This window comes from Actinoplanes sp. NPDC049802 (assembly GCF_040656595.1).
Taxonomy (GTDB): Bacteria; Actinomycetota; Actinomycetes; order Mycobacteriales; family Micromonosporaceae; genus Actinoplanes.
The window spans coordinates 1-16,111 of sequence record NZ_JBFAMR010000117.1; the positions used below are offsets into that span (position 1 = coordinate 1).

The window sequence follows — 16,111 nt, forward strand, 5'->3', positions numbered from 1 at the left end:
ACGACTGGGCGACCACCAAACACCAGAGCAAGCCGATCATGATCGCGGAGTGGGGCGCCTACCACCGCATCGGCCGTGACACCGACAAATCGTTCTTGTACGACAGCGTGCTGCCACAGCTGTCGAAACGGCCCGCGATCAAGGCGATCGTCCACTTCGACACCAAGACCGACGACGAGGGCGGCCGTGACATCAGCGTCGACAGCACCACGGCCGGCCTGGCCTCCTTCAGAAGGTTGGCACCAGCCCGATCTTCAACGTGAAGCTCAGCTGACGACCGTGATCGCCCGGCTCTGACCGGGCAGCGCTGGCGAGCGTTTCATAAATCAGGGCCCGAAGCGGATGCTCGGGGTGCCGCGCAGGGTTGAACTGCATCGAGTAGACGAGCCTGATACGGCACCGCCGGGCAGCGCTGAACGCGTGGTCGAAAGCTCCCGCTGCGGCATGCCGTTGGTCCCTACCGTGTGCCGCAGCCGCAAGCCGAGCCTGGGGTATGGACGAACTCGTGGACGAGGTGAGGGTCCGCGCGTTTCTGGCAGCCACAGCGGATCCGGCCGTGGCTTTGCAGATCGCCATGATGGACGGCGAATCGGATCAGGCCGGTCCGCCTCCAGGTGTTCTGCGAACGCGGATCTCCGCGCATCAGGAGATCGCCGATGTTCTGGCGAAGCAAGCGGCTGACGGTTCGTGGGGCGATGCGCCACAGGCGTGCCGGCGGATACTGCCCACCTTTTGGACAGCGAAGACGTTCTCCGAACTGGGGATGACCGCCGACCACTCAGGGCTCGGCAGGGCGCTGGAGTTCCTCGATGCTCACACCGTCGTCGAGGACGGCGGTGTGAGCATCAACGGCCGGCCCGACGGCGTGCTGTCGTGCTACACCGGCATCATGGCCGACATGATGCTGCGTGCCGGCCGCCCGGACGCCGCCGCCGGACCGCTGAGCTGGATCGCCACCTACCAGCACGTCCGCTACGGAGGCCGGGACTACCTCGGTGTGACGCGTCCCGTCTGGGGTCGCTATCTGGCTACCCGGTACGGCGGCTGCCTGGCGGGCACCACCTGCCTGTTGGGTGTCGTGAAGTGCGGTCTGGCGCTGGTGAGGGCACGTGATGCGGGACTCGGCACGCCAGAAGGACAACGTGTGCTCGACGCGATCCGTGACCTTCTCGCTGACCGGGAAGTGTTCCGTCGCCGCGACGGCGACGTCATTCCCCTCGGCGCCGCGCCCACCGCCCACGGTCCGGCAGCTGAGCGGTGGCTCGCACCGGCCTTCCCGCTGACCTATCAGACCGATCTGCTGGAAATGGCGCAGCTCGCAGTGGATGTCGACGTACCGGCCGAGCGAATGACAGCGGCGCTGACCCGGATCGCCGCATGGCGGCTTCCCGACGGCACCTGGCCCATGCTGCGCTCATGCCCGGCACCCACCTGCTACCGCCCGGAGCGCCCGGCCCGCCGAACCGGCAGCCGCTGGATCACGCTACGGGTCCTACGGCTGTGGGACAGCCTACGACGCGGTCCCGCTTGACATTCCGGACCAGCCGTCCGACGCCCGTGGGACAGTGTGCCGGATCATTGGGTGATGGGCGTGCGGTGCCGAGACCGAACCATACGATCGAGAGGATCTGCACCCGGACCTGCTGGTGATGGAGGAGCGCTTGGGGCGTGGCGGTGTGATCGGTCCTTGGGCTACCGGTACCGCGCGCCATAGTTGACTGCACGGGGCCGGAGCCGGCCCCGTGCCGGTACCGGCAATGGACATCGTCATCGTGTACCGCCAGACTGGCGCCGTGTCCTGGGGTGAGAGAAGAAGGGTCGGCGGTGACGGGGGCTAGCGAGGAGGTTCTGCTGCCCCAGCGGCCGACGGGCCCCGTGCGGACCATGACCCGTCGTCTGCTGCTGGCTCTTGCCGCCGTGGTGGTCATGACGTCGACTGTTCTGCTGGACCGAGACGGCTATGCCGACAACCGCGACGGGTATGTGTCGGTCTTGGACGCGGCCTACTACTCCGGCGTCAGCCTGTCCACGACCGGTTACGGCGACATCGTTCCGGTGTCGCGTTCGGCCCGGCTGGTGAACCTCGTGGTGATCATGCCGCTGCGGGTGTTCTTCCTCGCGCTGCTGGTCGGCACCACCTTCGAGGTGCTGACCCAGCGCACCCGCCGGCAGTGGCGGCTGAACCGTTGGAGGTCTCGCTTGCTCGGGCACACCGTTGTCATCGGCTACGGCAACAAGGGCCGCGCCGCGATCCGGGCGCTCCGGGAAGCCGCCGACCGCAACGAGCAGTTCGTCGTCGTGGACACATCTGCGACGGCGGCGCAGGAGGCCACCGACGACGGACACGCCGCGATCGTCGGCGACGCGACCCGCGCCATGATCCTACGGCGTTCCGGCGTCGAACAGGCCGCACGCGTCATCGTGGCCGCCGACCGCGACGACACCGCGGCGCTGGTCACGTTGAGCGTGCGCGAACTCAACGGCAGCGCCACCATCACCGTGGCGGTACGCGCTTCGGAGAACGTGGCGCTGCTGCGCCGCAGCGGCGCCACCTCGGTCATCACCTCCTCGGAGGCGGCCGGCCGGCTGCTGGGCCTGGCGGCGCGCAGCCCAGCAGCCAGCGAGGTGATCGGCGACCTGCTGATCCAGGGAAACGGCCTGCGGCTCATCGACCGCCCGGTGCGCCCGGACGAGGTGGGGTCATCGCCGAAGGATTGCGACGACCTGGTGCTCGCTGTCGTGCGAGACAGCCGGCTCATGCGTTACGACCAGATCGAGGCGTTCGCCGAGGACGACCGGCTGATCCAGGTGCAGACCCGTCCTTGACCCGTTGCGCCGGCCGTGGGGCCGACGTGGTCGGCCCAGCTGCTGATGCTCGCGACTTCGACGGCGAGCTGTGCGCGAGGCAGGCAGTGGCATCCTCACACATACACAAGGAGCGTTGGGGCTTGACGGTCGGACAGGACCATGTCCGCTCGGGAATCATGTCGATCGCATGTCGATCGTGCGCCGTCCACGGCCGCGTATGACGGTCTCGTGACATCTGGGGGCGCCGTAAGCTGTGGCGCGCCGTGCCATAGCCCCGCTGCCGGGTGTGCCCGGATGCGGTAGGGTTCTGGGCGGCGCGCCGGGAAGTCTGGTCGGCAACGGGTTCACTTTTCCTTGACGACTGAGGTTTCTGTTGCTGCTGCTCGCCTTCGCCAGTGTGCTTCTCCTGGCGGTCCTGGTGTCCGCTCTCGCCGGCCGGACCATCCTGTCCACCGCGGTGCTGTTCCTGGCCGCCGGTTTCCTTCTCGGCCCGGATGTCACCGGCGTCATCGATGTCGGCGCCGATGACGCCATCGTCGGTGTGCTGGCCGAGTTGGCGTTGTTCGCGGTGCTGTTCACCGACGGCATGCGGGTCGGCTGGGCCGATCTGCGGTCGGCGTGGCGACTGCCGGGCCGGGCGCTGGGCTGGGGCCTGCCGCTGACGCTGCTGGTGACGGCGATCGCCGCCCACTATGTCGCCGGGCTGGGGTGGGCGGAGTCGCTGCTGATCGGTGCGATCCTGGCGCCGACCGACCCGGTGTTCGCGTCTGCGCTGGTCGGCAACGACAAGGTGCCCGCACGGCTGCGGCATTTGCTCAACGTGGAGTCCGGTGTCAACGACGGGCTCGCGCTGCCGTTCGTCATCGTCTTCCTTGCGGTTGCGGCCGGTTCCGACGACCTGCACCTGGGGGAACTCGCCCTTGAGCTGTCGCTGGGTTTGATCATCGGGGTGGTCATCCCGGTCGCGGCGATCCTGCTGGAGCGAAGCCGGTTCTTCGCCGCGTCGCCGGCCTATGAGCCGCTCAATGGGCTCGCCATCGGGCTGTTGGTGCTCGCCGTCGGTCAGGCCACACATGCCAATCTGTTTCTGGCCGCGTTCGCCGCCGGTATCACGGTGGCCACGTTCGGCCCACGCCAGCGCGCGGCGTTCGAGCATTTCGGGGAGAACATCGCCGAGTTGCTCAAGTTGGCGGCTCTGTTGGTGTTCGGGGCGCTGATCTCGCCGGCGTTTCTCGGCGAGATCTCCTGGACCGGTTGGGTGTTCGCGGTCCTGGCGATCTTCGTGGCCCGGCCGGTCGCGTTGTGGCTGTCGTTCCTGCGGTCGGGCCTGGGCCTGCGGGAGCAGGCGGCGGCGATGTGGTTCGGCCCGAAAGGATTCGCGTCGGTGGTGTACGGCCTGCTGGTGCTCGAGTCCGGGATCGCCGCCGCGGACGACATCTTTCACCTGGTGGCGGTAACCATCGTGCTGTCGATCCTGTTGCATTCCTCGACCGATGTGGTGGTCGCCCGTGCGTTCGACGAGCAGGCCGACGTCCCCGGCTGGTACGGAGTGGTGCGCCGGACGGTGAGGTCCGCTCGCCGTAATGCCCCTAGGGGAAAGACCACGCGTCAGGACGAAGGCTGACCGGCTAGGACAGCCAAGGCCGCGGCGCCGCTCAGGCAGACAACGACGACGAGACCGGCTCCGGGATGCAGGGGCACGAGCGCGATCCACAGGATGCCGGCCGCGGCGGCCAGTAGACCGGCCGCGGCACGCAGCATTCTTCCCTGCGGCTGTGACCGGGCGACTTCGGCCTTTGGTGGCTGCGGCCGGTGGCTGTCCCAGCCCGCGACGATGTCGTCGAACGGGTCCGGCTCACGATGTTGCCAGCTGTCGGTGGCGTCGCGGACTCCGGCGAGGGCGAGGCGGTTGCAGATGTCGGTCACACCGGGTGTCGACCGGGCCAGATCCGCTGCGGCGACCCGGGCGTAGAGGCTGCTGACCGTGCCAATCAGGTTCGCGACCCGATTCTGCACCTCGACGGTGATGAACTCACCGCTCAGCCGCGGATCCCCCAGGATTCGCTCGATCACCCGGCAGGTCAGTTCGACGTCGCGTCCGCCGGCGGGCAGTGCCCGCCGGTTGAGCCATCGGTCGTCCGAGGAAAGAGGCCACACGCTGCTACTCCGTCGTCGCTGCGGTCATCGGTCCCGTTCAGGATGGCCGCGTCACGTGGAGGTTGTCCCGCGACCCGGTGACACTTGCGTGACGAGAAACGGCTGACACGCCCGGGCGGCGGAGCCCGAACCGGTACCCCGCCACCCGGTTGTGGAACAAGACCTCCTCGTGGCCTCTTTCAGCATTATTGTCCCCTCGCGTGGCGATTTCGCCCCCGTTGCATGACAACGCCGTGACAACGATGCGGGCTCCGGACTGAGCATTGCTCTCAACGATCACGGCGAAGACGGACCGCGCCCTGCCCGATCATGACGAGCACCGCGACGAGCGCGGCGATACCCACGAGAATCATCCACCCCTCCCCGTACACCGATCCGACGACGGTGACGATGAGTCCGGTGACGGCCAAACAGATGACGAACGTACGCATCGGCCCTCCTTCACTACAGTCGATGCCATTCACGTTCGTGCCTGCCCTTGCTGGTCCGCCTTCGGAACGGCGACGACTTCGTGACGATGCTGTGGCGGCTCGCAAGACCGCGAGAAGCGGTGCTACCGGTCTTCGGAGAACAGCAGGGGGTCGTGGCGCTGAACGGCTGTCGGCGACGGATGCGCGATGCCGTCGTGTCATCGAACTGATCGCCGTCCGTGTGCTCGCTGTGTGGTCGGCTGGTTAGCGTTCGAGGCGAACCGTGACCGCAAGCATCCATGACCTCTCCGGCCCTCGGCCGGTGGGAGGAGGAGCACCATGCACACGGAATCCGGAACACTGATGCGACTCGGCGACAGCGATCGGATGCTGGCCGACCCGGGCCAGGACATTCGCGGCTACAAGGTCGTCGACCGTGACGGCGACGAGATCGGCAAGGTCGACGATCTGCTCGTCGACAACGAGCAGCAGAAGGTGCGCATGCTGCGCGTCGAGCACGGCGGGCTGCTCGGCATCGGCGCGACCCCGTTGTTCCTTCCGGTGGAGACCGTCGAACGTGTCGCCGACGACGTGGTCATGATCGGCCGATCGCGGGTGCAGGTCGCCGGCGCACCTGGCTACGACCCGGAACTCGTGGATCGCGACGAGCAGATGAGCGAGCTGTACGCCTACTACGGCTACGCGCCGTACGGGGCGCCCGGCTACGTGCCGCCGAGCCGCGGGTTCTTCCGCTGAGGTGAGATGACGATCGAACCCGTCTCGGTCTGCATTGGGGCGCCGTGAGGCTGAACAGCCGGGTGCCGGTGACCGAGGGCTCGTCCTCCGACATGAACCGTCGCATCGTCCGTTGATCGTTCACGGACGATGCGACGTGACGGTTTCCGGTGCATTCGATCCCCGGCCGGGCGAGTTCAGGGCCGGGAGCGCCGTCGAACACCTCAGCTGTCGTGGCGTGCGTCCAGCACCGTAGTGGCGTTCTCCGCAATGGCGAAGAGTCCCTCCAGGCGCATGGTGTGCAACACCGTCCGTACGTACCGTGACGGTGCCGCCAGCGTCAGCGTTCCTCCCCGCTGCTTGGCGTGCTGACGGGCACGTACCAGCATGCCGAGGCCGGCGGAGTCGATGACCTCGGCGGCACGCATGTCCACCAGGACGTGTCGATATGTATCCAGCGCCTGCTCCAGAGCTTCCCGGAGCACGACCGTGGCTTCGGCGTCGACATCCGTCAGCGGCGTGATGACCACGGCGTCGACATCGTCGTGTTCGCGCAAATCGTAGGAGGCGCCCAACTGCGGGCGGCTCGTCGGCAACCGGTCGTACGGTGGGGGAAGCAGGCTGCACGGCGGGCATCGGTGCTGGCCGGCGGCGAACGGTGAGCCGGACCAGCCCAGCGGGCCGAGCCGTGGCCACACGATCTCCTCGTCGTGCGCGACCTCGGGGGCGTCGACGGTGTCGCCGCACTCGTCGCAGATCAACGTGAGGGTGCCCGGCTCGGTGCCCGGGACCGCCGTCATTGCAGCTGCCCCTTGCCGGTCGATCCCAGCGACCCTCTGGTAGGTGTTTCAAGCGGTACCGGAGCGGGCCGGTCCGCCGTGAGCACCACTATCGCCACTGCGGCGGCGGCGAACAGCACCTGCAGCACGACGGCCGCATCCGACAGCCCGGAAAGGATGGCGTCTGCCAGCCAGGTCAGGACGGTCGCGAGCACGGCGGCGGCGACACCGGCAGAGATCGGCAGCCATACCGGTACCAGTCGTCTGCGCCTGGCGAAGAGACGGCCGGCAACGCCGGTCACGACGCCGACCGCCACCGCGATGATCAGACTGTGTGCCGTCATGACGTGCCCCCTTCCGGCCGTGACCCGGCTCGACAACGGTCAGACTGCCCGGCCCTCTCTGCGAATGCCTCCCTTACCGATGACAGTTGCATGACAAATGGTGCCGCCGCGGTCTCGACGGGCTCACCTGCCGTCTTCCGGGCATCATGCGCGATTCAAAGGGCTCGCGGCGCGGCTGCGGGCTCCGCGCCCGCGTCGCCGCCGCGGCACCGGCCACCCCGGAGACGTCGGTGCTGACCCTCGGAGATCCTCAGGTACGGCCGGAAGCCGGCGAGGTGCGCCCGCGCGGCGAGCCGGTGAACGCAGTCCGAGACCTCGCCGGCGGCTGGGCTGGTGGGTGTTCTCCAGCCGCCCGCGGCAGGGACCTCCGCCGCTGACTGGCTGTCACACAATCGAGAAGAGTTCGTGCCCGGATCGCAGGACGACCTCCCTACCATGGGCGGCAGTCGATGGAATCCATGGCCGTCCGTTCCCGGCCGGAACAAGGGGGATGCCATGAACGTGGAGTCCGGCACCCTGATGCGGCTGGATGACAGCGGGCGGCTGCTCGCCGATCCGGATCAGGACGTTCGGGGGCGCACGGTTCTGGATTGTGACGGTCATGAGATCGACACAGTCGTTGACCTGCTGATCGATCCGGAACAGCGGAAGGTGCGGCTTCTGGTGGTCGAGCATGGCGGTCTGTTCGGGGTCGGTGCGATGCCTCTGCTCATTCCGGTGGAGACGGTGTGCCAGGTGACCGATGGCGTGGTCCGCCTCGACCGGACGCGGGTGCAGGTGGCCGAAGCGCCGCAGTACGCCCCGGATCTCGTCGACCGGGAGGAGCCGTTGACCGACCTGTACGGCTACTACGGCTTCACCGCGTTCATCCCGCCGCCGCGCGGCTTCTTCCGCTGACGAGCCCGCGCCCGGCTCGGCATGAACTTGTCATGGGCCAGTAGCGGATTTCGAGGATATGACTTCGGCGTACGGATATTTCGACCTTGGATGAGGTGGTGAGCAACGTGTCGGCCAGAGATACGCGCCGCGAATTCGACCAGATCGTCGGTCGGCTGGCGGCAGAGGACCCGTCTCTGGCCCGCCCGGTCCGGATGATTCCACGGCGGGTCATGGTGACCGTGCTCGCGATCGTGGGAGCCCTGGTGTGGGGCGGTCTCTCGGTGTTGATGGTGGTGTGGGGTGCCGCCGGCGTGCTGCTCACCTGCGTCGCGGTAGCGGTTGCCGCCGGTGTGGGAATCCTCCGCTCGCGCCGGCCCGCTGAGTGATCGTTCGCCCCGTCATCAGAAGATCGATGGCCTGGCTTGGGCCGTGGCCGAGCGCGGCTGGTCGGCATCAATGCCAAAGGTCGCGGCCGCAGACTCATGGGCTCCGGGGGAAGAACGCGCCAGGCCGTGCGGCCGCGAACCTTTCGCCGAAGCCTCCGGCACAGGCATGGCGTTCGGTCGGCGATTCCGTCTCAATCGTGTGACACCGCACCGGGCCACCAGCCGAGCCCGTCGCGGCCCCGACATCGGATCGTCAGCGTACGCCCCGGCGGAGCTTCCGCGACTCGTACCACCGCAGGAGTCGACGTACCCACCGGCCAGCGCCAGTAGCCCTCGATGATCTCGAGTTCATGGCCGCGGCGCGCCGGCTGGGGGACCGGGTGCGGGCCGAACACGGTGTGGCTACTGCTGTCGACCTTCTGGGACGGGCCGTGTTCGGCTGTCGATGAGCCTCCGGCTTCGGGTGATGTCAATCGCTGCCGTGACCGCCGCGACACGGTAGGTTCGGATCAGGTGTGCCGGGAAGTCTGGTCGGCGATGTCATCGCCGTGCCCGATTGTTCGGAGGACGCTCCTGTGACCGCGACACCGCCTCACCGTCACCTGTTCGGGCGGGGTAGCTGGCCGGAGGTCAGCCGCATCGGCGACATCCTTCGCACCGAGACCGTCGGTGGCGCGTTGCTGCTCGGTGCCGCGGTGCTGGCGCTGGTCTGGGCGAATTCGCCGTGGGCGTCGGGATACCAGGATCTGGTCGCGTTCACGATCGGCCCGCATGCGCTGCACCTTGACTTGACGTTGGGCCAGTGGGCGGCGGACGGGCTGCTGGCGATCTTCTTCTTCGTCGCCGGTCTCGAGCTCAAACGCGAGTTCGTGGCCGGGGACCTGCGGGATCCGCGGCGGGCGGTGCTGCCGGTCGCCGCCGCGGTCGGTGGGATGGCCGTGCCCGCGTTGATCTACGTGGCGGTCAACGCCGGCCTGACGGGTGGGGCGCTGCGCGGGTGGGCGGTGCCGACCGCCACCGACATCGCGTTCGCGCTCGCCGTGCTGGCGGTCATCTCCACCCATCTGCCGGCCGCGCTGCGCACCTTCCTGCTCACCCTGGCGGTGGTCGACGACCTGCTGGCGATCCTGATCATCGCGGTGTTCTACACCAGCTCGCTGAGCCTGCTGCCGCTGGCCGCCGCCCTGGTACCGCTGGGATTGTTCGCGGTGCTGGTGCAGCGGCGGGTCCGCTCGTGGTGGCTGCTGCTGCCTCTCGCGGCGGCGACGTGGACGCTGGTGCACGCCTCCGGCATCCACGCCACCGTCGCCGGGGTGTTGCTCGGCTTCATGGTCCCGGTCGTCCACCGCAGCCCCGGCGACGGACCGGGCCTGGCAGAGCACTTCGAGCACCGCTGGCGGCCGGTGTCGGCCGGATTCGCGGTGCCGGTGTTCGCGTTCTTCGCCGCCGGGGTGTCGGTCGCCGGAGCCGGCGGGCTCGGCGAGACCCTACGTGACCCGGTCACGATCGGGATCATGCTGGGCCTGGTGGTCGGCAAATGCGTCGGGGTGCTCGGGTCGACGTGGCTGGTGCAACGGTTCACCCGCGCCACCCTCGGCGACGGGGTGAGCTGGTGGGACGTCCTCGGCCTCGCGCTGCTGGCGGGGATCGGGTTCACGGTGTCACTGTTGATCGGCGAACTCGCGTTCGGGGTCGGCAGCGAGAAGGACGGACACGCCCGCATCGGCATCCTGGCCGGATCCTTGATCTCGGCGCTGTCGGCCATGGTGGTGCTGCGGGCCCGCAACCGGCACTACCGGCAGCTGTGCGCCGCCGAGGAACGCGACACCGACGCCGACGGCATCCCCGACTTCTGGGACGACGACCCCGTGCGACGCTGACCGCAGGTCGGCCTTCCCGCGGAGTACGGGACAGGCGTACGGTGAGAACAGGTGTGCCGGGAAGTCTGGTCGGCGGTCATTGATCCACGTCCCGACCGGAAGGCATCGCTGCGATGACCAATCCTGCGCTGCGCGCTGTCCAGCTGACGAAACGCTACGGCCGCCTCACCGCCCTCGACACGTTGACCCTGGACGTCATGCCGGGGGAGGTGTTCGGGTTTCTGGGCCCGAACGGGGCCGGCAAATCCACGACCATCCGCCTGCTGCTCGGCCTGGCCCGGCCGACCGCCGGCCGTGCCGAGGTGTTCGGCGTCGACGCCGCCGACGTGGCCCACGCCCACCGGCACCTGGCCTATATGCCGGCCGATGTCGCGCTGTGGCCGCAGCTGACCGGCACCGAGATCCTGCACCTGCAAGCCCGGACCGGGCCGGGCACCGACAGCGCCTACCGCGACGAACTCGTCGAGCGGTTCGCCCTCGACGTGTCGAAGCCGGCCCGGACGTACTCGACGGGCAACCGGCAGAAGGTGGCGCTGATCGCCGCGTTCGCCACCCGGGCCCCGCTGCTGGTGCTCGACGAGCCGACCAGCGGCCTGGACCCGCTGATGGAACGCGAGTTCCGTACCGCGGTCCGGCACGCCCGCGACCGCGGGCAGACGGTGTTTCTCAGCTCTCATCAGCTCGCCGAGGTCGAAGCCGTCTGCGACCGCGTCGGCATCCTGCGCGCCGGCCGGCTCGTCGAGGTCTCCACGATCGGCGAGTTGCGGGGCCTGCACCGCTCGGAGGTGACGATCTCCTACACCGGCTCCGCGCCCGACCTGACCGAGATCCCCGGGATCGAAACGGTTCAGCCCGCAGGTGACGGGCGAGTTCGGTTCACGCTCACCGGCGCGCCCGCCCCGGCGCTGCAGGCGCTCGCCGCCGCCGACGTCACCGCGCTGGCCGTGCGGGAACCGAGCCTGGAGGAGATCTTCCTCGACTACTACGGGCAGCAGGAGGTGGCCCGGTGACCACCGACACCCTGCCCGCGTCGGCTCCTGTCAGTCTCACCGCGGATCCGGCGCCGGGACGGGCCGTCACCTGGCTGGCGATGCGGCAGGTCCGGCGCGGCGGTCTGATCGTCACCTGCCTGGCCGTAGGTATGACAGCCGTCGTGGTCGCCAGTTACACGCAGGTCATGGCCGACCCGGCGGCGGTCGGCGGCTTGCAGGCGCTGGCCGCGAACCCGGCGATCCGCACGTTGTTCGGCGCGCCGGTCGGTCTGGACACCGCCGGCGGGTTCACCGTGTGGCGGATCGGCACCGTTTTCGCCGTGCTGCTGGCGGCCTGGTCGATCCTTGCGGTCACCCGGATCACCCGGGGCGAGGAGGACGCCGGCCGATGGGATGTGCTGCTGTCCGGCCGTCTGCCGCTGCGCAACGTGCTGATCCGCCATATCGCCGCCGTGATGGCGGTCGCGGCCGCCACCACGATCGCCATCACGGCTGTCCTTCTGATCACCGGCACCCCGGCTGCCGGCGCGCTCGTCCACGGTGTGGGCACCGGACTGCTCGGCATGTTCTTCGCCGCGGTGGCCGCGCTGACCGCCCAGGTGTTCCCCGCCCGCTCACCGGCGACCGGCACGGCGGTAGCGGTGCTGGGGGTCGGCCTGCTGGCCCGCATGATCGGCGACGGTGTCAACGCCCTCGGCTGGCTGCACTGGCTGTCCCCGTTCGGGCTGCTCGCGCTCAGTGGCCCGTACGCCCAGGACCGTGTCCTGCCGTTGGTGCTGCTGGCGGTGGCCGGCGTCCTGGTCACCGTCGCGGCGCTGACCGCGGCCGGCCGACGTGACGTCCGGGGTGGTCTGCTCGAGCCGGCGGCCGGGCGGCCCCCGCGTACGCGGCTGCTGGCCGGTGTGGAGACCTTCGCCGTCCGGAGGGTGCTGCGGCCACTGACCGGGTGGTCGGTCGGCGTCGGCGCCTACTATCTGCTGATCGGGCTGACCGCGGTCTCGGTCACCGGTTTCCTGCGCGACAACCCCGCCATGGCCGGCCAGGCGGCACAGGCCGGTTTCGACGCGCTCGGCAGCATCGCCGGGTTCGCCGCCACCCTGTTCGCGCTGCTCGCCATGCCCGCCGGGGTTTTCACCGCGGTCCGGATGGGCGAGCTGATCGCCGCCGAGACCGACCGGCGGCTGACGTTGCTCGCCGGCCGGCCCGTCACCCGGATCCGGCTGCTCGGCGCCGAGATCGCCGTCACGGCGGTGGCCGCGACGATTCTGGTCACCGTCGCCGGTCTGCTCACCTGGGCCGGTGTCACCGTCATGGGTGGGGAACTCGCCATCGGAGCGGCGCTGCGCGGGGTCTGGAACGTCCTGCCGATCGTGCTGCTCAGCCTCGGCGCGGCGGTCTTCGCCGTCGGCTGGGTGCCCCGCCTGACCGGGCTTCTCGGCACTCTTCCCGCCGTCGGCGGGTTCTTGTTGCTGGTCATCGCCGAGAGCGTCGCCGCACCAGCGTGGGTCCGCGACCTCTCACCGTTCGCTCACCTGGCACCGGTACCGCTGACCGGCCCCGATCCGACCGCTTCGATGATCATGCTCGCGATGGCGGCAGCGCTGACCATCGCCGGTCTCGGCGGATACCGCTACCGGGACCTGAACTCATGACCCCCACAGCAGACCCGGGTCGTCGATCACCTGCTCAGACCAGCCGACCACACACCACGCACCGCCGGGGCGCCCGTCAACGCCCTGGCCCCCGCGCCGCGTCAAGGAGCTACGAGATGACAACCACACCGGCCGCGGCACAGACAGCCTTCGGCCCGATGGTGATCGCCGCCTGCGAGCAGCACCTACCCGCGCATCAGCGACTGTTCGACGACCCTGACGCCGCCCGCCTGCTCCCGGCCGGGCAACGGCTGATCGTCGGTGCCTGCCGGTGGAAACCGGTCCACCAACTGCTGGTGAAGGCCACCGACAGCAAAGCCGACGGCCTCTGGGCCAGCCTGCTGTGCCGGAAACGCTATGCCGACGACAAAGTGCGCGAGGCCTTGCACGACGGCATCAGCCAGTTCGTGTTCCTCGGCGCGGGACTCGACACCCGCGCCCGCCGGCTCGTGGCGCCGGCCGGCGCCCGCAGCTTCGAAACCGACCTGCCCGCCAACATCGCCTACAAGCGCCGCCGGCTCACCGAAATCCACGGCCGGATCCCGGACGGCATCACCCTTACCGCAGTCGATCTCAAAATCGACGACCTCGCCGGCGCGCTCACCACGGCAGGCTTGGACTGGAACCTCCCGGCCATGTTCGTCTGGGAGGCCGTCACGCAGTACCTGACCGAGGATACCGTCCACCGGACACTGGCCGGTCTCACCGCCGCCGCGCCGGCCAGCCGGCTCATCTTCACCTACCTGCGTCGGGACTTCCTCGACGGCACCCACAACTACGGCGCCGCACCCGCACGGCACGAGTTCGTCACCAAACGCCAGGTCTGGCACTTCGGTTTGCTGCCCGAAGAGACGCCGAAGCTGCTGCGCACCTTCGGGTGGACCGAACGCGAGCATGTCGGGCCCACCGAGTACACCGACCGCTATCTGCGTTCTCTCGGACGGGATCTGACCGTGTCACCGATCGAACGATTCGTGTACGCCGACCGCCCGGCTGAGGCCAGTTCTGTGTAGTAACCGCTCCGGGCTCGCCGGCCGTCCTCGATTTGATCTGTTTTTCTGGTGTCACTGACAGGTTGCCGCCAGCGGCCCGGGTGGGCGGCTCAGTCTGCGGTGAGCGTCCTGCCGGTGGCCGCCCAGGCGCTGATGCCACCGGCGAGGTCGATGACGGCGGTGAAGCCCGCTGCGTGCATCTGGTCGGCCGCCAGGCCGGAGCGCCGGCCGCTGTGACAGTAGAGGGCGTAGGTGCCGCCGTGGTCGAGTTCGGCGATGCGAGTGGCGAAGTCGGTGGCCTCCATGTCGAGGTTGACCGCGCCGGGCAGGTGCCCGGCGGCGAATTCCTGCGGGGTTCGCACGTCGAGCAGCACCGTTCCGGGACGGGCGATGGCGGTGGCGAAGCTGTCGGGGGCCAGGTGGTCACCGGTGTCGGCGGCGGTCGCGGTGGCTGGGGCGGCGCCGGTGGCGGCCGGCTCCGTGCCGGTGCCGCCGCATCCGGTGGACAGCAGGAGAGCGGCCGTGATCGCGGCCGCCCACACGCGTCGCGGACGTCGAAGGTTGATCATGATATTGGGTTCTCCTGGGGTCGATGGCTGTCCTCGGTAGGCGACGGGCGTTCGGATGCGGTGGAGGTGGCGCAGCCGGCGCAGGTGCCGAAGATCTCGACGATGTGGGTGAGGTCGGTGAAGCCGTGTGCCGCGGCCAGCTGCGCGGCCCTGATGTCCACACCGAGGTTGCCGATCTCGATGGTGTGGCCGCAGTGCCGGCAGACCAGGTGATGATGGTGGGTGGCGGCGGGGCAGCGGCGGAACAGGCGTTCGCCGTTGGGCAGCCGCATGACGTCGACCTCGCCGGTGTCGATGAGGCGTTGCAGGATGCGGTAGACGGTGGTCAGGCCGATGCGGCTGCCGGTAGCGCGCAGGTCGGCGTGTAGTTGCTGGGCGGTCCGGAAGTTGTCGGTGACGGCGAGGCGGGCGCTGACCTCGCCGCGCTGGCGGGTGTCGCGGGAGCCTGCGCGGACGGGAGTCATCGTCGATCCTTCGGTGTGCGGGGTCACAGGGCGACGGCGTTCGCGCCGAGCAGGGCCTTGAGGTCGGCGAGCAGCGGGGGTGTCGCAGCGACCCGGACCGTGTTCAGGCGTAGCAGGGTGCCGCGGGGACCGTTGGTGAGCTTGACGTGGACCTCGGCGCCGCCGGGGTGGGCGGTGAGGACCTCTTGGAGTCGTTCCACCAGCGTGGGGGTGCAGCGGGCCACGGGCAGGGTGAGCGCTACGGGCCGGGCGGTGCCGATCGTGGTGAGGTCCGGGACGGACAGGTCCATCGCCATGATCCGCGGTACGTCGTCGCGGCGGTCGAGGCGGCCCTTGACCACCACGATGGCGTCTTCGGCGATGGCGTGGCCGACCAGTTCGTAGGTGTTGGGGAAGAACAGCACTTCGACGCCGCCGTCCAGGTCCTCCAGGCTCGCCGAAGCCCACGCCTTACCTTGTTTGGTGATGCGGCGCTGGACGCCGGTGAGCATTCCGGCCAGCGTCACCACCGTGCCGTCCGGGATCGCGCCCTCCTCCGACAGCGCGGTGACCGGGTGGTCCGCAACCCGGGCCAGGATGGGCTCCAGCCCGAACAGGGGATGGTCGGATACGTAGAGACCGAGCATCTCCCGTTCGAAGGCGAGCAGTTCGCGTTTGTCCCACTCGAGTGTGGGGACGGGGGCGCACAGCACCGTTCCGCCGGCCGGGCTCGCTGTGTCGCCGAAGGCCGAGCCGAACAGGTCGAACTGGCCGGCCGCCTCGTGCCGTTTGAGATCGGCGTAGGAGTCGATGGCGTCGGCGTGCACGGCGAGCAGGCCCTTGCGGCTGTGCCCCATCGAGTCGAACGCGCCCGCCTTGATCAGCGACTCGATCGTCCTCTTGTTGCAGGCGACGGCGTCGACCTTGGCGAGGAAGTCGTGGAAGTCGTGGGCCGGGCCGTGCTCGGTGCGGCTGCGTACGATCGCGTCGACCACGTTGGCGCCGACGTTGCGGACCGCGCCCAGGCCGAACCGGATGTCCTTGCCGACCGGGGTGAACGGGCCGGCGGACTGGTTGACGTCGGG

General features: G+C 69.3%; 17 protein-coding genes and 1 pseudogene. 11 read left to right on the plus strand and 7 right to left on the minus strand.

The features are described 5' to 3' along the window. From AB0I88_RS38865 to AB0I88_RS38880, 4 genes and pseudogenes are all read left to right on the plus strand, one after another. Positions 1-263 (plus strand): annotated as a pseudogene (locus AB0I88_RS38865) (hypothetical protein); the annotation flags it as partial. Between the two features lie 230 nt (positions 264-493). Further along, complete coding sequence (locus AB0I88_RS38870; protein ID WP_361036868.1) at positions 494-1,531, plus strand: hypothetical protein; 1,038 nt, start codon at positions 494-496, stop codon at positions 1,529-1,531. 353 nt (positions 1,532-1,884) lie between these two features. Continuing rightward, a complete protein-coding gene (locus AB0I88_RS38875; RefSeq protein WP_361036870.1) occupies positions 1,885-2,826 on the plus strand; it encodes a potassium channel family protein in 942 nt (313 codons plus the stop codon). Between the two features lie 352 nt (positions 2,827-3,178). Next, the gene (locus tag AB0I88_RS38880) at positions 3,179-4,432 is read left to right on the plus strand and encodes a cation:proton antiporter (protein WP_361036897.1); all 1,254 of its coding nucleotides are present in this window, start codon (positions 3,179-3,181) and stop codon (positions 4,430-4,432) included. Here the strand turns inward: AB0I88_RS38880 and AB0I88_RS38885 are convergent. Together AB0I88_RS38885 and AB0I88_RS38890 are read right to left on the minus strand one after the other, a co-directional pair. Beyond that, positions 4,417-4,965, minus strand: coding sequence for a BON domain-containing protein (locus AB0I88_RS38885; protein WP_361036872.1), 549 nt, complete (start codon positions 4,963-4,965; stop codon positions 4,417-4,419). The genes AB0I88_RS38880 and AB0I88_RS38885 overlap by 16 nt on opposite strands. Before the next feature lie 269 nt (positions 4,966-5,234). After that, complete coding sequence (locus AB0I88_RS38890) at positions 5,235-5,396, minus strand: hypothetical protein (protein WP_361036874.1); 162 nt, start codon at positions 5,394-5,396, stop codon at positions 5,235-5,237. 318 nt (positions 5,397-5,714) lie between these two features. Here AB0I88_RS38890 and AB0I88_RS38895 point away from each other — a divergent pair, with 318 nt between their 5' ends. Continuing rightward, positions 5,715-6,131, plus strand: coding sequence for a PRC-barrel domain-containing protein (locus AB0I88_RS38895; RefSeq protein WP_361036876.1), 417 nt, complete (start codon positions 5,715-5,717; stop codon positions 6,129-6,131). A gap of 203 nt (positions 6,132-6,334) precedes the next feature. Here the strand turns inward: AB0I88_RS38895 and AB0I88_RS38900 are convergent, their stop codons facing one another. Next, positions 6,335-6,910, minus strand: coding sequence for an STAS domain-containing protein (locus AB0I88_RS38900; RefSeq protein WP_361036878.1), 576 nt, complete (start codon positions 6,908-6,910; stop codon positions 6,335-6,337). Beyond that, positions 6,907-7,233 (minus strand): hypothetical protein, encoded by a 327-nt coding sequence (locus AB0I88_RS38905; RefSeq protein WP_361036880.1) that lies wholly within the window; start codon positions 7,231-7,233, stop codon positions 6,907-6,909. Before AB0I88_RS38905 ends, AB0I88_RS38900 begins: the two co-directional genes overlap by 4 nt. Positions 7,234-7,728: 495 nt before the next feature. Here AB0I88_RS38905 and AB0I88_RS38910 point away from each other — a divergent pair, with 495 nt between their 5' ends. From AB0I88_RS38910 to AB0I88_RS38935, 6 genes are all read left to right on the plus strand, one after another. Then, the gene (locus AB0I88_RS38910) at positions 7,729-8,130 is read left to right on the plus strand and encodes a PRC-barrel domain-containing protein (RefSeq protein ID WP_361036882.1); all 402 of its coding nucleotides are present in this window, start codon (positions 7,729-7,731) and stop codon (positions 8,128-8,130) included. Positions 8,131-8,225: 95 nt separating this feature from the next. Then, positions 8,226-8,498, plus strand: a complete 273-nt coding sequence (locus AB0I88_RS38915) for a DUF3040 domain-containing protein (RefSeq protein ID WP_361036898.1) — start codon at positions 8,226-8,228, stop codon at positions 8,496-8,498. Between the two features lie 575 nt (positions 8,499-9,073). Continuing rightward, positions 9,074-10,378, plus strand: coding sequence for a Na+/H+ antiporter NhaA (nhaA, locus tag AB0I88_RS38920; RefSeq protein WP_361036884.1), 1,305 nt, complete (start codon positions 9,074-9,076; stop codon positions 10,376-10,378). Positions 10,379-10,491: 113 nt separating this feature from the next. After that, positions 10,492-11,388: an ABC transporter ATP-binding protein gene (locus AB0I88_RS38925; protein ID WP_361036886.1), complete on the plus strand. Its 897-nt coding sequence runs from the start codon at positions 10,492-10,494 to the stop codon at positions 11,386-11,388. After that, positions 11,385-13,022, plus strand: coding sequence for a hypothetical protein (locus AB0I88_RS38930; protein WP_361036888.1), 1,638 nt, complete (start codon positions 11,385-11,387; stop codon positions 13,020-13,022). The genes AB0I88_RS38925 and AB0I88_RS38930 overlap by 4 nt, the downstream gene beginning before the upstream one ends. Positions 13,023-13,138: 116 nt before the next feature. Continuing rightward, on the plus strand, positions 13,139-14,035 hold the full coding sequence (locus AB0I88_RS38935) for an SAM-dependent methyltransferase (protein ID WP_361036889.1): 897 nt from the start codon (positions 13,139-13,141) through the stop codon (positions 14,033-14,035). 89 nt (positions 14,036-14,124) lie between these two features. Here AB0I88_RS38935 and AB0I88_RS38940 read toward each other — a convergent pair whose 3' ends face one another. The 3 genes from AB0I88_RS38940 to AB0I88_RS38950 all read right to left on the minus strand — a co-directional run. Then, on the minus strand, positions 14,125-14,583 hold the full coding sequence (locus AB0I88_RS38940; RefSeq protein WP_361036891.1) for a rhodanese-like domain-containing protein: 459 nt from the start codon (positions 14,581-14,583) through the stop codon (positions 14,125-14,127). Continuing rightward, entirely contained in the window at positions 14,580-15,047 is a 468-nt protein-coding gene (locus AB0I88_RS38945) for a transcriptional repressor (protein WP_361036893.1), read from the minus strand. Before AB0I88_RS38945 ends, AB0I88_RS38940 begins: the two co-directional genes overlap by 4 nt. Before the next feature lie 23 nt (positions 15,048-15,070). Beyond that, the coding region (locus AB0I88_RS38950) for an OB-fold nucleic acid binding domain-containing protein (RefSeq protein ID WP_361036895.1) at positions 15,071-16,111 on the minus strand (1,041 nt) is incomplete at its 5' end.

Excerpts from the sequence above, each read along its gene's own strand:
- AB0I88_RS38870 (WP_361036868.1), top strand. The coding sequence starts at position 494 with ATGGACGAACTCGTGGACGAGGTGAGGGTCCGCGCGTTTCTGGCAGCC.
- AB0I88_RS38875 (WP_361036870.1), top strand. The coding sequence starts at position 1,885 with ATGACCCGTCGTCTGCTGCTGGCTCTTGCCGCCGTGGTGGTCATGACG.
- AB0I88_RS38890 (WP_361036874.1), bottom strand. The coding sequence starts at position 5,396 with ATGCGTACGTTCGTCATCTGTTTGGCCGTCACCGGACTCATCGTCACC.
- AB0I88_RS38895 (WP_361036876.1), top strand. The coding sequence starts at position 5,715 with ATGCACACGGAATCCGGAACACTGATGCGACTCGGCGACAGCGATCGG.
- AB0I88_RS38900 (WP_361036878.1), bottom strand. The coding sequence starts at position 6,910 with ATGACGGCGGTCCCGGGCACCGAGCCGGGCACCCTCACGTTGATCTGC.
- AB0I88_RS38905 (WP_361036880.1), bottom strand. The coding sequence starts at position 7,233 with ATGACGGCACACAGTCTGATCATCGCGGTGGCGGTCGGCGTCGTGACC.
- AB0I88_RS38910 (WP_361036882.1), top strand. The coding sequence starts at position 7,729 with ATGAACGTGGAGTCCGGCACCCTGATGCGGCTGGATGACAGCGGGCGG.
- AB0I88_RS38925 (WP_361036886.1), top strand. The coding sequence starts at position 10,492 with ATGACCAATCCTGCGCTGCGCGCTGTCCAGCTGACGAAACGCTACGGC.
- AB0I88_RS38935 (WP_361036889.1), top strand. The coding sequence starts at position 13,139 with ATGACAACCACACCGGCCGCGGCACAGACAGCCTTCGGCCCGATGGTG.
- AB0I88_RS38940 (WP_361036891.1), bottom strand. The coding sequence starts at position 14,583 with ATGATCAACCTTCGACGTCCGCGACGCGTGTGGGCGGCCGCGATCACG.
- AB0I88_RS38945 (WP_361036893.1), bottom strand. The coding sequence starts at position 15,047 with ATGACTCCCGTCCGCGCAGGCTCCCGCGACACCCGCCAGCGCGGCGAG.